13 protein-coding genes are annotated in these 15920 nt (G+C 65.9%); 6 read left to right on the forward strand and 7 right to left on the reverse strand.

The window, feature by feature from the left end; all coding sequences use genetic code 11:
- The first annotated feature begins 186 nt into the window (after positions 1 to 186).
- Positions 187 to 1491: a carbohydrate-binding protein gene (locus tag VM621_RS14145; protein ID WP_325469599.1), complete on the forward strand. Its 1305-nt coding sequence runs from the start codon at positions 187 to 189 to the stop codon at positions 1489 to 1491.
- 166 nt (positions 1492 to 1657) lie between these two features.
- Complete coding sequence (locus tag VM621_RS14150; RefSeq protein ID WP_325469600.1) at positions 1658 to 3868, forward strand: TonB-dependent siderophore receptor; 2211 nt, start codon at positions 1658 to 1660, stop codon at positions 3866 to 3868.
- 24 nt (positions 3869 to 3892) lie between these two features.
- Here the strand turns inward: VM621_RS14150 and VM621_RS14155 are convergent, their stop codons facing one another.
- The 3 genes from VM621_RS14155 to VM621_RS14165 form a co-directional block, all read right to left on the reverse strand.
- The gene (locus VM621_RS14155) at positions 3893 to 4774 is read right to left on the reverse strand and encodes a glyoxalase (protein WP_325469601.1); all 882 of its coding nucleotides are present in this window, start codon (positions 4772 to 4774) and stop codon (positions 3893 to 3895) included.
- Between the two features lie 45 nt (positions 4775 to 4819).
- A complete protein-coding gene (locus tag VM621_RS14160; protein ID WP_325469602.1) occupies positions 4820 to 6016 on the reverse strand; it encodes an MFS transporter in 1197 nt (398 codons plus the stop codon).
- Positions 6017 to 6092: 76 nt separating this feature from the next.
- A complete protein-coding gene (locus VM621_RS14165; RefSeq protein WP_325469603.1) occupies positions 6093 to 6440 on the reverse strand; it encodes a hypothetical protein in 348 nt (115 codons plus the stop codon).
- 167 nt (positions 6441 to 6607) lie between these two features.
- Between VM621_RS14165 and VM621_RS14170 the strand changes: the two genes are divergently transcribed.
- The 3 genes from VM621_RS14170 to VM621_RS14180 all read left to right on the forward strand — a co-directional run bounded on the left by VM621_RS14170 (position 6608) and on the right by VM621_RS14180 (position 9536).
- Positions 6608 to 8032, forward strand: a complete 1425-nt coding sequence (locus tag VM621_RS14170) for a cytochrome ubiquinol oxidase subunit I (protein WP_325469604.1) — start codon at positions 6608 to 6610, stop codon at positions 8030 to 8032.
- 7 nt (positions 8033 to 8039) lie between these two features.
- On the forward strand, positions 8040 to 9047 hold the full coding sequence (gene cydB / locus VM621_RS14175; RefSeq protein ID WP_325469605.1) for a cytochrome d ubiquinol oxidase subunit II: 1008 nt from the start codon (positions 8040 to 8042) through the stop codon (positions 9045 to 9047).
- A 240-nt stretch (positions 9048 to 9287) separates the two neighbouring features.
- Positions 9288 to 9536, forward strand: coding sequence for a hypothetical protein (locus tag VM621_RS14180; protein ID WP_325469606.1), 249 nt, complete (start codon positions 9288 to 9290; stop codon positions 9534 to 9536).
- A gap of 38 nt (positions 9537 to 9574) precedes the next feature.
- Here the strand turns inward: VM621_RS14180 and VM621_RS14185 are convergent, their stop codons facing one another.
- The 3 genes from VM621_RS14185 to VM621_RS14195 form a co-directional block, all read right to left on the reverse strand.
- Entirely contained in the window at positions 9575 to 11656 is a 2082-nt protein-coding gene (locus VM621_RS14185; protein ID WP_325469607.1) for a catalase, read from the reverse strand.
- A 79-nt stretch (positions 11657 to 11735) separates the two neighbouring features.
- Positions 11736 to 13166 (reverse strand): GGDEF domain-containing protein, encoded by a 1431-nt coding sequence (locus VM621_RS14190; RefSeq protein WP_325469608.1) that lies wholly within the window; start codon positions 13164 to 13166, stop codon positions 11736 to 11738.
- A 23-nt stretch (positions 13167 to 13189) separates the two neighbouring features.
- Positions 13190 to 14143 (reverse strand): quinone oxidoreductase, encoded by a 954-nt coding sequence (locus VM621_RS14195; RefSeq protein WP_325469609.1) that lies wholly within the window; start codon positions 14141 to 14143, stop codon positions 13190 to 13192.
- Positions 14144 to 14260: 117 nt separating this feature from the next.
- On the opposite strand from VM621_RS14195, the gene VM621_RS14200 reads away from it, so the two are divergent.
- The gene (locus tag VM621_RS14200; RefSeq protein ID WP_325469610.1) at positions 14261 to 14677 is read left to right on the forward strand and encodes a DUF3224 domain-containing protein; all 417 of its coding nucleotides are present in this window, start codon (positions 14261 to 14263) and stop codon (positions 14675 to 14677) included.
- Here VM621_RS14200 and VM621_RS14205 read toward each other — a convergent pair.
- Positions 14674 to 15867: a DUF2252 family protein gene (locus VM621_RS14205; protein WP_325469611.1), complete on the reverse strand. Its 1194-nt coding sequence runs from the start codon at positions 15865 to 15867 to the stop codon at positions 14674 to 14676. The two genes, VM621_RS14200 and VM621_RS14205, sit on opposite strands and share 4 nt — an antisense overlap.
- Positions 15868 to 15920 lie beyond the last annotated feature (53 nt).

Below are 15920 nucleotides of genomic sequence, written 5' to 3' on the forward strand. Positions count from 1 at the left end.
GCATCAAGTCACATTCACGACATTGACGGCGCGCAGAGCGCAAGGCCCCAGCCAACCCCATTGCAGCGCCGCATACGGTGTTAAAACGTCCTTCACGCGCGCCGTCACATTTCGTCACATGGCAAATAGACAACGTTGTCATCGAGGATTACATCAGACGCCACCAACCCAGGCAGGAGGCGTTCGATGTTTACGAAGACGACAAGCGTTCGATCCCATGCGTTGCTCGGCGGCTGTTCCGCCAGCTTGGGGCTAGCGATCGCGCTGGCCCTTTCCTCCGTCGTTCCCATGCAGACGGCGCATGCCGCCGGTGCGTGCGCAGCGGCCTGGAACGCGGGTGCGGTCTACACCGGCGGCAGCACGGCCAGCGAGAATGGCGTGAACTACGGCGCCAACTGGTGGACCCAGGGCGACGACCCCGCCACGCATAGCGGCGCGAGCGGCTCGGGACAGCCGTGGACCTCGCAGGGCTCCTGTACAGGCGGCGGCAGCACACCGCCACCGGTCGACCCGCCCCCGCCGAACAATCCGCCGCCGGCAGCGGGCGACCTGCTGTTCAGTCCGTACAAGGACATCACGATCAACCTCGACTGGAACACCAACATCATGTCGACGCTGATCACCGGCACGCGGATTCCCGTGGTCGGCAGCGGCAGTCTGGTCTCCACCCAGGTACCGAATCTCGGTGCGATCACCCTGGCTTTCGCCACCGGCGAATGCGGTAGCGAAAATTGGGGCGGCCTGCCCGCAGCGTCGTTCGCCAGCGCCAACATCGCTCGCCTGAACAGCGCCGGCATCAACTATGTCGTTTCCACCGGCGGCCAGGCCGGCACCTTCACCTGCGGCAGCAACGCGGGCATGGCCAAGTTCATCTCGACCTATATGAGCCCACACATGGTCGGCGTCGATTTCGATATCGAAGCCGGGCAGACACCGGCGCAGATCAACTCGCTGATTGCCGGCGCCGTGGCCGCGCAAAGCCAGTACCCCAACCTGCGCTTCTCGTTCACCCTGGCCACGCTCGCCGCATCGGACGGCAGCTACGGCGGCGTGAACACGACGGGCGACATGGTGGTCCGCGCGGTCAAGGCGTCCGCCTTGACGAACTACACGATCAACCTGATGGCGATGGACTATGGCTCAGGCGCCAGCCCGGGCATCTGTGTGGTCGGCAATGGTAGCTGCGACATGGGCCAGTCCGCCATCCAGTCGGTCGTCAACCTGCAGCACACCTACGGCATTCCGCTGAGCAAGATCGAGATCACGCCGATGATCGGGGTGAACGATGCCTCGAGCGAAGTGGTCAGCATCGCCGACGTCGACAAGATCGCCGCTTACGCCGCGACCAACAAGCTCGCCGGCGTGCACTTCTGGTCGCTGGATCGCGACACGCCGTGCGCAGGAGGTTCGGCTTCGCCCACCTGCAATTCCGTGCCGAGTTCGACGACCCTGCAGTACACCAAGCGTTTCCTGAGCGATCTGGGACGCTGAGACGCCGCCAGCCCACCCTCATGGCTGGCACCCCTGCCCCCGGATCCCCAGTGGATCCGGGGGTATCTTTTTTTCGGGTCTAGGCGGATGTGGCAATCTCGATCATAATGCGAGCGATTCTCATTTCTATTCGCTTTTGATCGAAGTCTCCCTCCCCAGGACCCCCATGCCTACCCCGTCTCCGGTTCGTCGCCGTCTCGCCCTGTCCATCCGCGCCGCCATGCTCGGTAGCCTGCTCGCCACGGGCGCCGTTTACGCTGCCGACAATGGCGACCAGGTCCAGCGCAAGCCCCAGGACAACGCCACCACGTTGTCCGGCGTGCAGGTACAGGCCGATATCGCGGCACCCACCGCCGCCTACGCGGGCGGCCAGGTGGCCCAGGGCGGCCGCTTCGGCATCCTCGGCAACCAGGACATGATGACTGTTCCGTTCGCGATGACCAGCTACACGGACAAGCTCATCCGCGACCAGCAGGCCCACACCCTGGGCGATGTCGTCGCCAACGACCCGGCCGTGCGCACCGGCTTCGGTTACGGCAACTATTCGCAGACCTTCGTGATCCGCGGCTTCCAGCTCAATTCGGACGACATCGGTTTCGACGGCCTCTATGGCCTCCTGCCACGGCAGTTACTGGCTCCCGAGCTGGTCAGCCGCGTTGAAGTGTTCAAGGGGGCCAGCGCTTTTCTCAATGGCATTTCGCCGGGTGGCTCGGGCGTCGGCGGCAGCATCAACGTCGCGCCCAAGCGGGCGACGGTCGATCCGATCACCCGCGTGGGCGTGGATGGCGGCAGCGATGGCCAGATCGGTGGCAGCGTGGACATCGGCCGGCGTTTCGGCGCCAACAACGCGTTCGGCATCCGTGTGAACGCCGTCTCGCGCGACGGCAGCACCGCGGTCGACGGCGAGAACCGCCGGGTCCATGCCCTTGGGATCGGCTTCGACTACACCGGCGAGCATCTGCGTATCACGACCGACCTCGGCTACCAGAAACAGACGATCGATGGCGGGCGCTCGGTGGTCTTCGTCGGCGACGTCGTACCCAAGGCGCCGGGTGCACGGAAGAACTACACGCAATCCTGGTCGGGCTCGTCACTGGAAGACACCTTCGGCGTCGTCCGTGCGGAATACGACCTCGACGACTGGCTGACCGCGTATGCGGCCGTCGGCGCGCACCACGGCAACGAGTTCGGCGACTACGTCAGCCCGACCGTCCGCAATACGTCGGGCGACGCCACCGAATCGCGCTTCACCGTGCCGTACATCGCCAACACCGGCACCGGCGAAGCGGGCTTCCATGCCCACTTCGATACCGGCGAAGTGAGCCACCGGGTCACTCTCGGGTTTTCCGCGCTGGACACCAACAAGAAGGCCGCCTATGCCGGCTCGTCGACCTTCGACACGAACATCTACCATCCCGTGCAAGTCGCACGCCCGGACTACATCTACAACGTCGGTCCGATCAGCGACCCCGGCTACACCGGAAGGACGCAGCTGCGCAGCCTTGCGTTGTCCGACACGCTGGGCTTCTTCGGCGACACGCTGCAGGTCACTGTCGGTGTGCGTCGCCAGAAACTTCATTCGCTGGGTTATGCCTACGCCGTCGACGGCGTGAACGGGGCGAAGACCTCGGAATACGAGCGCTATACGAACAGCCCGATCCTCGGCATCGACTATCGGATCGGCGAGCAATTCTCGATCTACGCCAACCACATCGAGGCACTGACCCAGGGCGATACCGCACCGGCCCTCTTCAACGGTGCGCCGGTGACCAACGCGGGCACGGTCTTCGCGCCGTATAAGTCGAAGCAGAACGAAATAGGCGTGAAGTGGGATGCAGGGACCTTCGGCAGTACGTTCGGACTGTTCCAGATCAAGCAGCCCAGCGGTTACGTGGACGCCAAGACCAACACGTACACGATCGCCGGCGAGCAGCGTAACCGCGGCGCCGAGTGGAGTTTCTTCGGTGAGCCGACCCGGGGCGTGCGGGTTCTCGGCGGCGCCAACTACATCCAGCCGGAGCTGACCAGGACCGAGGGTGGCCTCGACAACGGCAACGACGCTATCGGCGTGCCGCGCTTCCAGGCCAACCTCGGTGCGGAATGGGATATTCCGAACACACCGGACGTAACGCTCAGCGCCCGCGCCGTTCGCACGGGCAAGCAGTACGTCAACGTAACCAACACGCTGGATATCCCGGCGTGGACCACCTATGACATCGGCGCCCGTGCCTCGAGCACGCTGGAGGGTGTACCGGTGACCTTCCGCCTCACCGTGCAGAACATCGCCAACAAGGGCTACTGGGCGTCGGCCACGGGGGGTTACCTCACCCAGGGCACGCCGCGGACGTTCCTTGTCTCGGCGTCGTTCGATTTCTGATCGTCCCTTCCTGCCGCCGCCGATTTATCGCGCGGCGGCGTGGATCTCGGCCACATAGCCGCCGGGAAACTGCAGCATCGCGGCATGACGGTCGCCTTCGTCGTGGGCGGGCACGACCAGCTTCGCGCCCGATTGCGTCGCACGCGCAAGCGCGGCGTCGAGGTCGTCCACCTCGTAGCCGGTGACCTCGCTGCCATACGGCCAGGCGAGGTGGCCATCGGTCACCAGGACCGTCGCCTTGCCGTAGCCGGATTCGAGGCGGATGCGGCGATACGTGCCCTTCGTGCCGCCGATGTCGGTCGCGGGTGCCCGCGCGTCGTCGGACACGACCTTGCCGTGTGCGAAACGCGTGAACGCCTGGACGAACGCCGCCGCGCTTGCCGCCGGCAGGTAGATCCGGTTTTCCGGGACGTGGCGCAGCGCCTGGTAGCTCGGCTTCCTGGTATGCCAGTAGAGCTGCATGTTCACCCCGCCCGGCCAGCTGACGATCGCATCGCGACCGATGGGATCGTCGAATGCCGTCACCACCGTCGCGGCGCCCGCCTGCTCCGCGGCCTCGATCGCGGCGTCGAGATCGGTGACGAGATAGCCGGTGCGCTCCAGACCGAACGGATACGGTACCGGGGTGCGGAACCCGAAGACCGACACGGCTCCCGAAGGCGTCTGCACCAGCTGGGTCGAGGTGCTCGATGGCGTGGGCGTCACCGTGGCGATGCCCTGCTTCGTCGACTGACCTTCGAATGTGGCGGCGAAGCTGCGCACGAAGGCGTCGACGTCCTGGGGCGCGACGTAGACGTGGGTGGTGTCGTATTGCGGGCCGACCGAGAAGTCGGGGGTGGTGGCGGCAAAGGCGAAAGTCGGAGCGACGGCGAGCGTGATGCTGAGGAACAGGGTGCGAAGGCGCATGGACGATTCCTGCGAGGTTGATAAGTGCGAACGACTCCTACGGGGTCACGCCTGCGTGGGGGTTTCGGTATGGCGTGGGACGCGGTGCAACAGGCGCGACACCAGCGCGATCGCTGCGAGTCCGCCGCCGAGGATGCACACGCCGATCCAGCCGGCACGCCGCCAGGCTTCGGCGGCGGCGAACGATCCCGCCGCACCGCCGAGGAACATGGTGGTCATGAACAAGGTATTGAGCCGGCTCTTGAACTCCGGATGCAGGCCGTAGACAAGATGCTGATGCGATACCAGCGCTATCTGCACACCGAAGTCGAGCAGGATGACGCCGACGATCAGTCCGACCAGCGACGGCCACAGGGCGAACACGGCCCAGGCCACGACGGTCGCCAAGGCGCCGGCGGCGATCACCGGCCAGGGGCCACGACGGTCCGCCACCCTGCCCGCCAGCGGAGCCATGGCCACGCCCACGGCACCGACCACACCGAACAGACCCGCCGACGCCGCGCCAAGGTTCAACGGCGGCTGCTCGAGGCGCAGGGCCAGCACCGTCCAGAACGCGGAGAACGAGGCGAAGATCACCGCCTGGGTCAGCGACGCGCGCCGAAGCAGGGGCTCGCGCCGCCACAGTCCAACGAGCGACGTCATCAGCTCGCCGTAGCCCACGCGCCGTGTCGGCCGATGCTCGGGCAGACGCAGGCGCATGAGGATGGCACCGGCCAGGGCGACCGGCACCGCCAGCCAGAACATGGCGCGCCAGCCGGCGGCGCTCGAGACGAAGCCGGCGATGGTGCGGCTGAGCAGGATGCCGGTGAGCAGGCCGCTCATCACGGTGCCGACGGCCGCGCCGCGCTTCGCCGGCTCGGCGAGCAGGGTGGCGAAGGGGACGATCTGCTGCGCGGCGGTGGCCATCGCGCCGACCAGCACCGAGGCGATGGCAAGCGTCGCCAGACCGGGAGCGAGCGCGGCCGCCACCAGGGCGACGGCAAGGACCACGAACTGCACGACGATCAGCCGGCGGCGCTCGAGCGCATCGCCCAGGGGCACGAGGAAGAGCAGGCCAGCGGCGTAGCCGAGCTGGGTGAGCATCGGGATCCAGCGCTCCACGGCGCCGTCGTGGAGATCGCGCCCCATGATGCCGAGCATCGGCTGGTTGTAGTAAATGTTTGCGACGGCCAGGCCGGCGGCCAGTGCCATCGCATACAGGGTGCCGCGAGTAAGCACTCGCGCCGGGGTGGGGTTGTCCATCGTCAAGGCTCCGCGGTTTCGCCCACTGTGCCGCACGCGGCGACGCATGGCTTGAAGCATACGCACCTTGCGCGGATCACTTGTCCGCGACAGTCCACAGCAGCGGCAGGTGCAGGTCGTCGCACCCCTTTTCGCAGACGAACGTGCCGTGCTCCCCGGTCAGTGCCAGATGGCGGCCACCGCTCAGCTTGAGGTCCATCGTGCCGCGCCAGCCTGCCGGCGAGTGCGACACATTCTTCTTCTCGAGCGTGAAAGGCTGCGAATAGGCCTTGGGTCCCCAGTGCCAGCTCACCGTGCCGCGCGGGCCATCGAGGACGATATCGGCACCGTCGGCGGACTTGCCCGCAAGATGGAAGTCGTCGCCGGCACAGCCCGCGAGGAGCAGCGCGAGGACGGAAACGAGCGGCAGGGCGCGAAGCTTCACAGGCATTCCTTGTACAAGGTCGCAGGATCATCGGCCTGCCGACCTCAAACTTGAGTGAGCCTGCCGAATCGGCCTGTCGATCGCGCGTTCGCCGTGACCGATTTACACAATCCTTCGCCCGGACAAGTAGCGACACTCGAGGCCGGTTATCGCTGCAGGACTATCGAGTGAACGTACCCGACACGGCCCTCCTGCTTGCCCGCTGGCAGTTCGCCTTCACGGTGTCCTTCCACATCATGTTCCCGGCCATCAGCATCGGGCTGGCCAGCTTCCTGGCGGTGCTGGAAGGCCTGTGGCTGAAGACAGGCAAGGTGGTTTACAAGGAATTGTTCTTCTTCTGGTCGAAGATCTTCGCCGTCGGCTTCGGCATGGGCGTGGTCTCTGGCGTGGTGATGAGCTACGAGTTCGGCACCAACTGGGCCGGCTTCTCGGCGTTCGCCGGGGCGGTGACCGGCCCCCTGCTCGCCTTCGAAGTCATGACCGCATTCTTCCTCGAAGCGGGCTTCCTCGGCATCATGCTGTTCGGCTGGACCCGGGTCGGTCCGAAGGCGCATTTCTTCGCCACCCTGATGGTGGCGACCGGCACCCTCATCTCCACCTTCTGGATCCTTTCGTCCAATAGCTGGATGCAGACCCCGCAGGGCTACGAGGTGCTGGACGGCAGGATCGTCCCCGTCGACTGGCTGAAGATCGTCTTCAACCCCTCCTTCCCTTATCGCCTCGTGCACATGGCGCTGGCCGCCTTCATCGTGGCGGCGATGCTGGTCGGCGCATGCGCGGCCTGGCACCTGCTACGCGGCCGCCGCGATGCCGGCATCCGCAAATCCTTCTCGATGGCGCTGTGGATGATCCTTGTCGTGGTGCCCATCCAGATCGCCGCGGGCGATGCGCATGGCCTCAACACCCGCGAACACCAGCCGGCCAAGATCGCGGCGATCGAAGGCCTGTGGGAAACCGAGCACGGCGGCACGTCGCTCAACCTGGTCGGCTGGCCGGACATGGAGAACGAGACCACGCATTTCGCCGTGAAGGTACCGCACCTCGGCAGCCTCATCCTCACGCACAGCTGGAACGGCGAAATCCAGGGCCTGAAATCCTTCCCACGAGAAGACCGGCCCAACTCCACGATCGTCTTCTGGAGCTTCCGGATCATGGTCGGCATGGGGCTGCTGATGCTCCTGCTTGCCCTGCTCGGCCTGCTGCTTCGGCGTCACGGCCGCCTTTATGAAGCGCGATGGTTCCAGCGCTTCGCCCTTGTCATGGGACCGAGCGGACTGATCGCGCTCCTGGCCGGTTGGATCACCACGGAAGCCGGTCGCCAGCCGTGGGTCGTCTATGGCGTGTTGCGCACTCGCGACGCCGTGTCGACCTCGCTCACCGTCGATCAGGTGGGCACCTCGCTGATGATTTTCATCATGGTGTACTTCCTCGTCTTCGGCACCGGTATCTACTACATGCTCAAACTGATGGCGAAAGGTCCGGACCTGCCGCGAGACGAAGCGGAAGGGTCCTCCGGCGGCGACACCGGCCTGGGCCGGGATCGCTTCGATCATCGTCCGCTCTCCCGCCCCACCGACCCCATCGACGAGTGACCACGCCATGCATATCGACTTGCCTGTGATCTGGGCGGCCATCATCGGCTTCGGCGTCTTCCTCTACGTCATGCTGGACGGGTTCGATCTCGGCATCGGCCTGATCTTCCCGTTCTTCGACCGCGACGGCGAACGCGAGGTGATGCTCAATACCGTAGCGCCCGTGTGGGACGGCAACGAAACGTGGATGGTGCTGGGTGGCGCCTGCCTGTATGCGGTGTTCCCCGTCGCCTACTCCGTGCTCCTGCCGGCAACCTACCTGCCCATCATCGCCATGCTCTGCGGCCTCATTTTTCGCGGCGTGGCGTTCGAAATCCGCGCGAAGGCAAGGCGCACCCAACACCTCTGGGACCTCGCCTTCATCGCCGGCTCGGGCGTGGCGACCTTCGCCCAGGGCGTGATCCTCGGCAGCCTTCTGCAAGGCATCGATGTGCGCGACGGCAAGTTTGTCGGCGGCCCCTTCGACTGGTTCTCGCCGTTCAACCTGTTCAGCGGCATCGGGCTGCTGCTGACCTACGCGACGCTCGGTTGCGGCTGGCTGTTGATGAAAACCGAAGGCGAATTGCAGCGGCGCATGGCCGTGCTCATGCGCCCGCTCACCCTGTGCCTCGCCGTCGCCGTGGGCATCGTCAGCATCTGGACCCTGCTCGGGCAGCCCGGCGTGGCCGCGCGCTGGCTGAGCCTGCCCAACCTGCTCTTCTTCCTGCCCGTGCCCGTGCTCGTGCTCGCGTGCGTGATCGGCATCCTGGTCAGCGTACGCCGCGGCAACGACCGTGCGCCCTTCCTGCTGACGCTGGGCATCGTCTTCCTGGGCTATAGCGGACTGCTGATCAGCATCTTCCCCAACATCATCCCGCCTTCGCTGGACATCTGGGCGGCGTCCGCACCGCGGTCGAGCCAGCTGTTCACGCTGGTCGGCGCGGCGATCATCATCCCGATCATCCTGACCTACACGAGCCTGGCGTACTGGGTGTTTCGCGGCAAGGTAAAGCCGGGCGACGAGGGCTATCACTGATGGCCACGCATCCGCGGCTCCGCCAGGCGGCGTGGTTCGTCGCGCTCTATCTTGGCGGCGTCGTGGCCGTCGCCTGTGTCGCCGGGTTGTTCCGCTGGCTGGTGCCACGCTGACGGATCGGCCAAAAGGCCGGTCAATTCACATTTTCGTGACGCCCGTGACGACCGCTCCCCTGTATCCTTCTCCCGGGTCGATTCAGGGACTTACGCCGTGCACCGCCAGGAAACCGATAGCCTCACCATGGGTGAGATCATTTTCGACGCCGTGGCGATGAACGAAGCCGCGGTCGCCGGCGACCTCGACGAGAGCCGTTTCCGCGCGCGTCGCATCGCCTCCCTTGCCGCACCGGAAGGCTTCGACGGCATCGCCGAAGCCGCCTCCCAGCTCAGCCGACTGCTCGGCCCGCCCGGCAGTGAGCCGAAAGCGGGCTATGGCGCGGCCATGGTGGCCATCTCGAACGAGATCGACCTGGCCTTCGGCGACGCCTGAGCGCTTGGCGGCGCTCGGCGCGCCTGGCAGGTCTTCGGTCAAGCCAACATACGCACCGTCGCCTCACGCGCGAATTGCCGGGTCGTGGCGAGCTTGACGAAGGCGGCGGCATCGGTCGCTGCGACGACACCCGCATCCGCTTCCAGTCCCGTCTTGGCGAACAGCGCCCGGCCGCCATCGTCCAGCGCGATCGCCTTGAGGTGACCGAAGGCGTCCCGCACGAAATCGACGGCGGCCGCTTCTTTTGTCATCGCGGCGGCGCCGTCGGCCGAGAGCAGCACGGCCACGGCATCGAAGACGATCGACGGTGTTCCGGCCAGCTGACCGTCGGCGACGAGCAGCTTGCCATCGGCAAGCTTCGCCCCGCCCACCTTCGGTGCGACGATCTTCACGGTAGCGCCGGCGCCTTCGACGGCCTTGCGCAGCTTCGCTATGGCGGCGGCATCGGAACCGTCGGCGACCAGGATGCCCACGACGCGTCCCTGCAGCGTCGCCTTCATCTTGGCGATGATCTGCAACGCGGGTGAAGGCTTCATAGGGACCACGGGCGCGGCGGCCTTGGGCGCCTTCGGCAAGGGCGACATCGCCAGGCCGGCGGCGACGCGCTGGGCCAGACCCTCGTCCACGTGGCGCAGGTGGCCTACGATCGCCTCGCGCACATGGACCGTCTCCACTTTCGACAGTTCGAAGACGAAGGCCGAGGCGATGTGCGCCTGTTCGAAGGCCGTCTGGCTGGTGAAGAAGAGGCGAGCCTGGCTGTAGTGATCGGCAAAGGTTTCGGCCCGAACACGTTCGCGCGTGCCGTCTTCCTGCATGGCGGCGCTACGGAATCCGCGGCCCGGCTCTTCGCGCGGCGAATCGGCCTGGAGCGAACTCGGCTCGTACGCGACACGGCCCTTCGGCACCTGGGTCTGCATGTGGCCGTCGCGCTGCTGGTTGGCGAACGGGCACTTCGGCGCGTTGATCGGCAATTGGTGGAAGTTCGGCGAGCCCAGTCGCGAGAGCTGGGTATCCAGGTAAGAGAACAGGCGTCCCTGGAGCAGCGGGTCGTTGCTGAAGTCGATCCCGGGGACCAGGTGTGAAGGGCAGAACGCCACCTGCTCGGTCTCGGCGAAGAAGTTGTCCGGCCAGCGGTCGAGCACCATGCGGCCGATGATCTTCAGCGGCACGAGTTCCTCGGGAATGAGCTTGGTCGCATCCAGGTGATCGAACGGAAACTTCGCCGCCTGCGCTTCGGTGAAGAGCTGCACGCCGAGTTCCCATTCGGGGAAGTTGCCGCTCTGAATCGCCTCGTACAGGTCGCGCCGGTGGAAGTCCGGATCGGCACCGGCAAGTTTGACCGCTTCGTCCCACACGGTGGACTGCAAGCCCAGCTTCGGCCGCCAGTGGAACTTCACGAAGGTCGACTTGCCTTTGGCGTTAAGCAGGCGAAACGAATGGATGCCGAAGCCTTCCATCATGCGCAGCGAGCGGGGAATCGTCCGGTCGGACATCGCCCACTGGATCATGTGCATCGACTCGGGCGTGAGCGAGATGAAGTCCCAGAACGTATCGTGCGCGCTGGCCGCCTGCGGAAAGCCGCGATCGGGCTCCATCTTCACCGCATGGATGAGATCCGGAAACTTGATCGCGTCCTGGATGAAGAAGACCGGTATGTTGTTGCCCACCAGGTCCCAGTTGCCTTCTTTCGTATACAACTTCACGGCGAAGCCACGGACGTCACGCGGGGTGTCCACCGAGCCGGAGCCTCCGGCGACGGTGGAGAATCGCGTGAACAGCGGCGTGCGCTCACCGACCTCGGTCAACACCCGGGCCGTGGTGTACTCGGCCAGCGACGCCGTCAGTTCGAAATAGCCGTGGGCCGCCGAGCCTCGGGCGTGCACGATGCGCTCGGGAATCCGCTCATGGTCGAAGTGGGTGATCTTCTCGCGGAGGATGAAATCCTCGAGCAGGGTCGGACCGCGCGCGTTGGCCTTCAACGAATTCTGGTTGTCGCCGACCACCAGGCCCTGGTTGGTCGTCAACGGGGCATGGGTGCCGCCGGCCGTCTGGTGGAGCTCATCGCCCTGCCCGCGCCGGTCTTTGGCGGTTGTCGCGATGTCTTCGTTCTTCTTGGCCATGGCACACCTCGGCTTGATCGGAGGCCCAACATGACCCACGCCCCGTCAAAGCCGCGTCCAGCCTTCAGGTAACCCGGCCTCACACTGTTCGATTGCGTCCGCCCGCCTTTGCGCGGTACACGGCCTCGTCGGCGAGGTTCAGCAGGCGCTCCGCGTCCGCTTCGTCCGGCGCGCAATGGGTGGCGATGCCGGCGCTTATCGTCACCAGGCCGTCGATGCCGTGACGGTTCGGTATGCCCAGGCCGTAGACGTCACGCCGTACCGCCTCGACGATGACCATTGCCGCGGCGGCATCGATGCCGGGCAGGACGGCGACGAACTCTTCGCCACCGTACCGCGCGACAATCGAGTCCGGAATGCCCGCCAGCGCTGCCCGCAAGGCATGCGCGACGCGGGCGAGGCAGGCGTCGCCGGCCAGGTGGCCGTAGGCGTCGTTGAACCCTTTGAAGCGATCGACGTCGAGCATCGCCACGCTGATGCAGGGTTGCTCGTCGTCGACGCGCGCCAGCGCACGCCGCAGCGCAAGAAAAAGCCCGCGACGATTCTGCAGGCCGGTCAGCTCGTCGTGGTTGGCCTTGTATTGAAGACCCCGCCGGAGCAGGCGCAACTCGTCTTCCACCGCGAGGTGGTAGCCGATGACGACCGCGTTGCGCGCGGCATAGACCGTCAAGGCCACGCCCAGCATCGCCATGGCCAGTACCGGCTCCGGCTTCAACAGGAAGAACGCCAACGCGCACAGGGCCAGGCACAGCACGAAGGGACTGACGCTGCCCGAGACATAGATGACCGTGCGCGACGGGCGGTAGCCACGCAGCCAGCCGATGCTCCGACGACTCACGAGCACGCCGAGGATGGCCAGCGGGATCGACAGCAGCAGTTCGGGAAGATAAGAATCCGTCAGCGACAGCAGGCGGTTGTGCGCGGCCGCGCAGATGCCGTCCGCCCAGGCGAAGCTCGCCAGCACGAAAAAGAACCGGCGCTCGTCCTTGCGGCGCGTGCCGAGCAGGCGAATGGTTGCGAACAGGGCGACGAACGCATCCAGGGCGTCGAACAGAAGGATAAGAAATGGGGCCGAGTCGTTGGCCGCGGCCGGGTCGACGGCACGATGCAGGATCAGGTAGAACATCACCGCCAGGGCGATCGCCAGCAACGTATCGGCGGCTGTCGTCCATCGGAACATCGGCCCGGCGGGGTTATACGTGGCGGCCGCGATCATGAGCAGGCTGGCCACGCAGAACCAGAAGCTGGGATCGACCGCGACCAGCGTGCCTTCGGCGTGCTGCAGCGAATCGACAAACAGCAGGGCCAGCGCCACCGTCTTCGCCAGGATGGCGCCGAGCAGGATGCACCACAGGGGCTTGTTGTGCTCCACGGCCAGCGTGATACGACGCCAGCAAAGCCACACCGTCAGCGCGGCGACGAGAAGGACCGCACCGTAACTCCAGCTCAGCGTAGCGACCGTGACGAACAGCGCGATGGCCGCATGTGCTCCCAGGAGCAGCGCAGACAAACGAGGCGTCCACCGTTGCACTATCAAGTGAGCATCACCACTTTACCGATCGCGCTGCGGCTTTCCAGGAAAGCATGGGCCTTCCCACCGTCGCGAAGCGGGAAGCTGCCCGCGATGGTCGGCACGAGCGCGCCTTTGCGAATGAGCGCGAACAGCTCGGCCGCGCGCTGCCGGCGGACCTCCGCATTCACCAACACGTTCCACAGGTCGCCACCGGTGAGCGTGAGCGAGCGATCCATCAACAGCCGGGGATCGACGGGGTCCGGGTCCCCGGCCGCCATGCCGTAGAAGACCACGGTGCCGCCGATCCGCGTCGCGGCGAGGCTGTCGCCCAGCGTGCGACCGACGGAGTCGTAGGTCACGTGGACGCCCGCCCCTTCGGTGGCATCCTGCACCCGTTCGACCAGATCGTCGTAGCCCATGACCATGTCGGCGCCTGCGCGCCGCGCCGCGTCGCGTTTCGCATCGGACGAGGCGACGCCGATCACCAGGACGCCCTTTGCACGGAGCATCTGCACGAGAAGCAGGCCGACGCCACCGGCCGCCGCATGGACGAGGGCCACCTGCCCCGGCTGCGGGTTCGAGCTGTCGGTCACCAGATACTGCGCGGTGAGGCCTTGCAGCAGCACCGCCGCGGCGGTTTCCGAAGCGATGTCGTCGGGCAACGGGATCAGTTTGTCCACGTCGACGGCGACCAGCTCCGCATTGGCGAACGGCATATCCGCGAAGCCGACGCGGGAACCCTGCGGGTACGGGCTTCCCGGCGAAACGATCGTGCCGGCGCCTTCGTAGCCGAGGATCCACGGCGCCGAGCCGGAGAGATGGTACGTGCCGTTACGCCGATAGACGTCCGCAAAGTTCAGGCCGACGGCCTGGGTGCGGACCAGCACCTGGCCAGGACCGGGCACCGGGTCGGCGATGGTGTCCCAGCGCAGGACGTCGGTACTGCCGAAGCGGTCGAACAGGAGGGCGTGCATGGCGGACCTGTGGCCTTGTGTCGGGACGTGGTCCGTATGGTAGGGCAGATATCGCCTGTTACGCCCGGCCAGCGTATAAACCGTGAAGCAGTTCCAACCGACACGCCCGGGGGTGCCATGAACAGCAGGTCGTCTTTGCAGCATGCCGAGGGACGTTTCGACGTCGAGGTGAAACCGCAGACGCCCGATAACCCGGCCGCCGAGGGGGCGGGGCTTGCACGTCTGTCGCTACAAAAGCGCTTCCATGGAGACCTCGAGGGCACCGGTCAGGGCGAGATGCTGGGTGCCGGCGACGGCAAGACCTCGGGTGGCTACGTAGCGCTGGAGAAGTTCTCCGGCACCCTCGGCGGCCGAAAGGGCAGCTTCGTGCTGATCCACCGGGCCCTGATGGTCGGTGGCGCTCCCCGGGATTGGACGATCGAGGTCGTGCCGGAATCGGGCACGGACGAACTGAAGAGTCTCAGCGGCTCGATGACGATCGCCGTGGCCGACGGCAAGCACACCTACGCGTTCGCCTATTCGCTCTTGCCCTAGACGAGCGCTGCGGCGTACTTGCGACAGTGCTCCAGGTAGCCGCCCTCGTGGGCCTGCACCAGCTCGACCACGCTTCGCCACAACCACGAAGGCGCCTCGATGTTCTGCGGACGGTTGCGCGCAAGCTCGGCCAGCCAACTGCGGCGCTGGTCGCGGTTCAACTGCGCCGCGTGCGCCCTGCCGACCACGTTGCCGAGATAACGGGCGACGTCCATCGCATCGGTGGCCTCCATGCGTTCGAGGTCGATCTTCAGATCCTGCGGGCGCAGTTCGCGGACGAAGACCGTCTTGCCCCGCACGCGCGCCGCCATCATGCGCTGGCCAAGGTTGGGCGCCAGATGCAGGGCGCCTTCCTTGACGCGCAGGGCGTTGTCGCGCGGCATCTCCGCCTTCGCACTCCGGGGGGCGGCGGCGCGCAGGGCTTCCTTGACGTCGACAAGGCATAGCTCCTTTTCGCCGCTCACCCGCATCAACAAGGCGTAACGCAGGCGTCCGAGCGAGCTGCACCCCTTCACCCAGTACTTGGCATCGACGAGCTCGACGGTGGCGTCGTCCTTGCGATGAACCAGCTGCGTGACCAGCTTCTGCATATCCGCGCCCGCGGACAAGGCTTTCAGTTCGTCGCGCTCCTCATCGGTGACCTCCCAGAAACGACGGCCGAGCGGAATGGTCGGTTTCGAACCCTCGATACGCTCGTCGGCCAGATGTTTCCAGCGTCGCTTGGTCGCCGCCTTCATCACCAGCCGGATACACGATGGACGCTCGACAAGTCGGTACGCCTTACGCCCACTGCCCATGGCGCGCTCGTAGCCGTCGATGAGCTGTTCGATCATGCGCGCCGTGATGACACCGGGAAGATCGGAACCGCGCGCAGCGGTGGCCAGCGATACCGCCAGACGGACGATGTCGTGCGCGGGATTGCCTACCACCGCCTGGTCGAGGTCGCGGATCTGGATATCGATGCCGCCGTCGTTGTCCGCGACGGGACCGATGTTGCTGACGTGGCAATCGCCACAGATCCAGATATCCGGGCCCTTCGGCAACGTCCGTCCCGCGTGCTCCAGCCAGTCATAGAACTGCACGGTGTTGCCGCGGACGAAGGCGTGTGCCGAGCGCGCCATCTTGAGGTTGCGTAGTGCCGTCAGACGTGACGCGCGATCCTCCGGTGGAACCGTTCCCTTGACTGCCATTGCCACCTCGTAAGTTCTTGCGCCTCGGTAGTGGACGCGATTGACGAGGAAGC

Source organism: Luteibacter sp. (assembly GCF_035539195.1).
In the GTDB taxonomy this organism is placed as follows: Bacteria; Pseudomonadota; Gammaproteobacteria; order Xanthomonadales; family Rhodanobacteraceae; genus Luteibacter.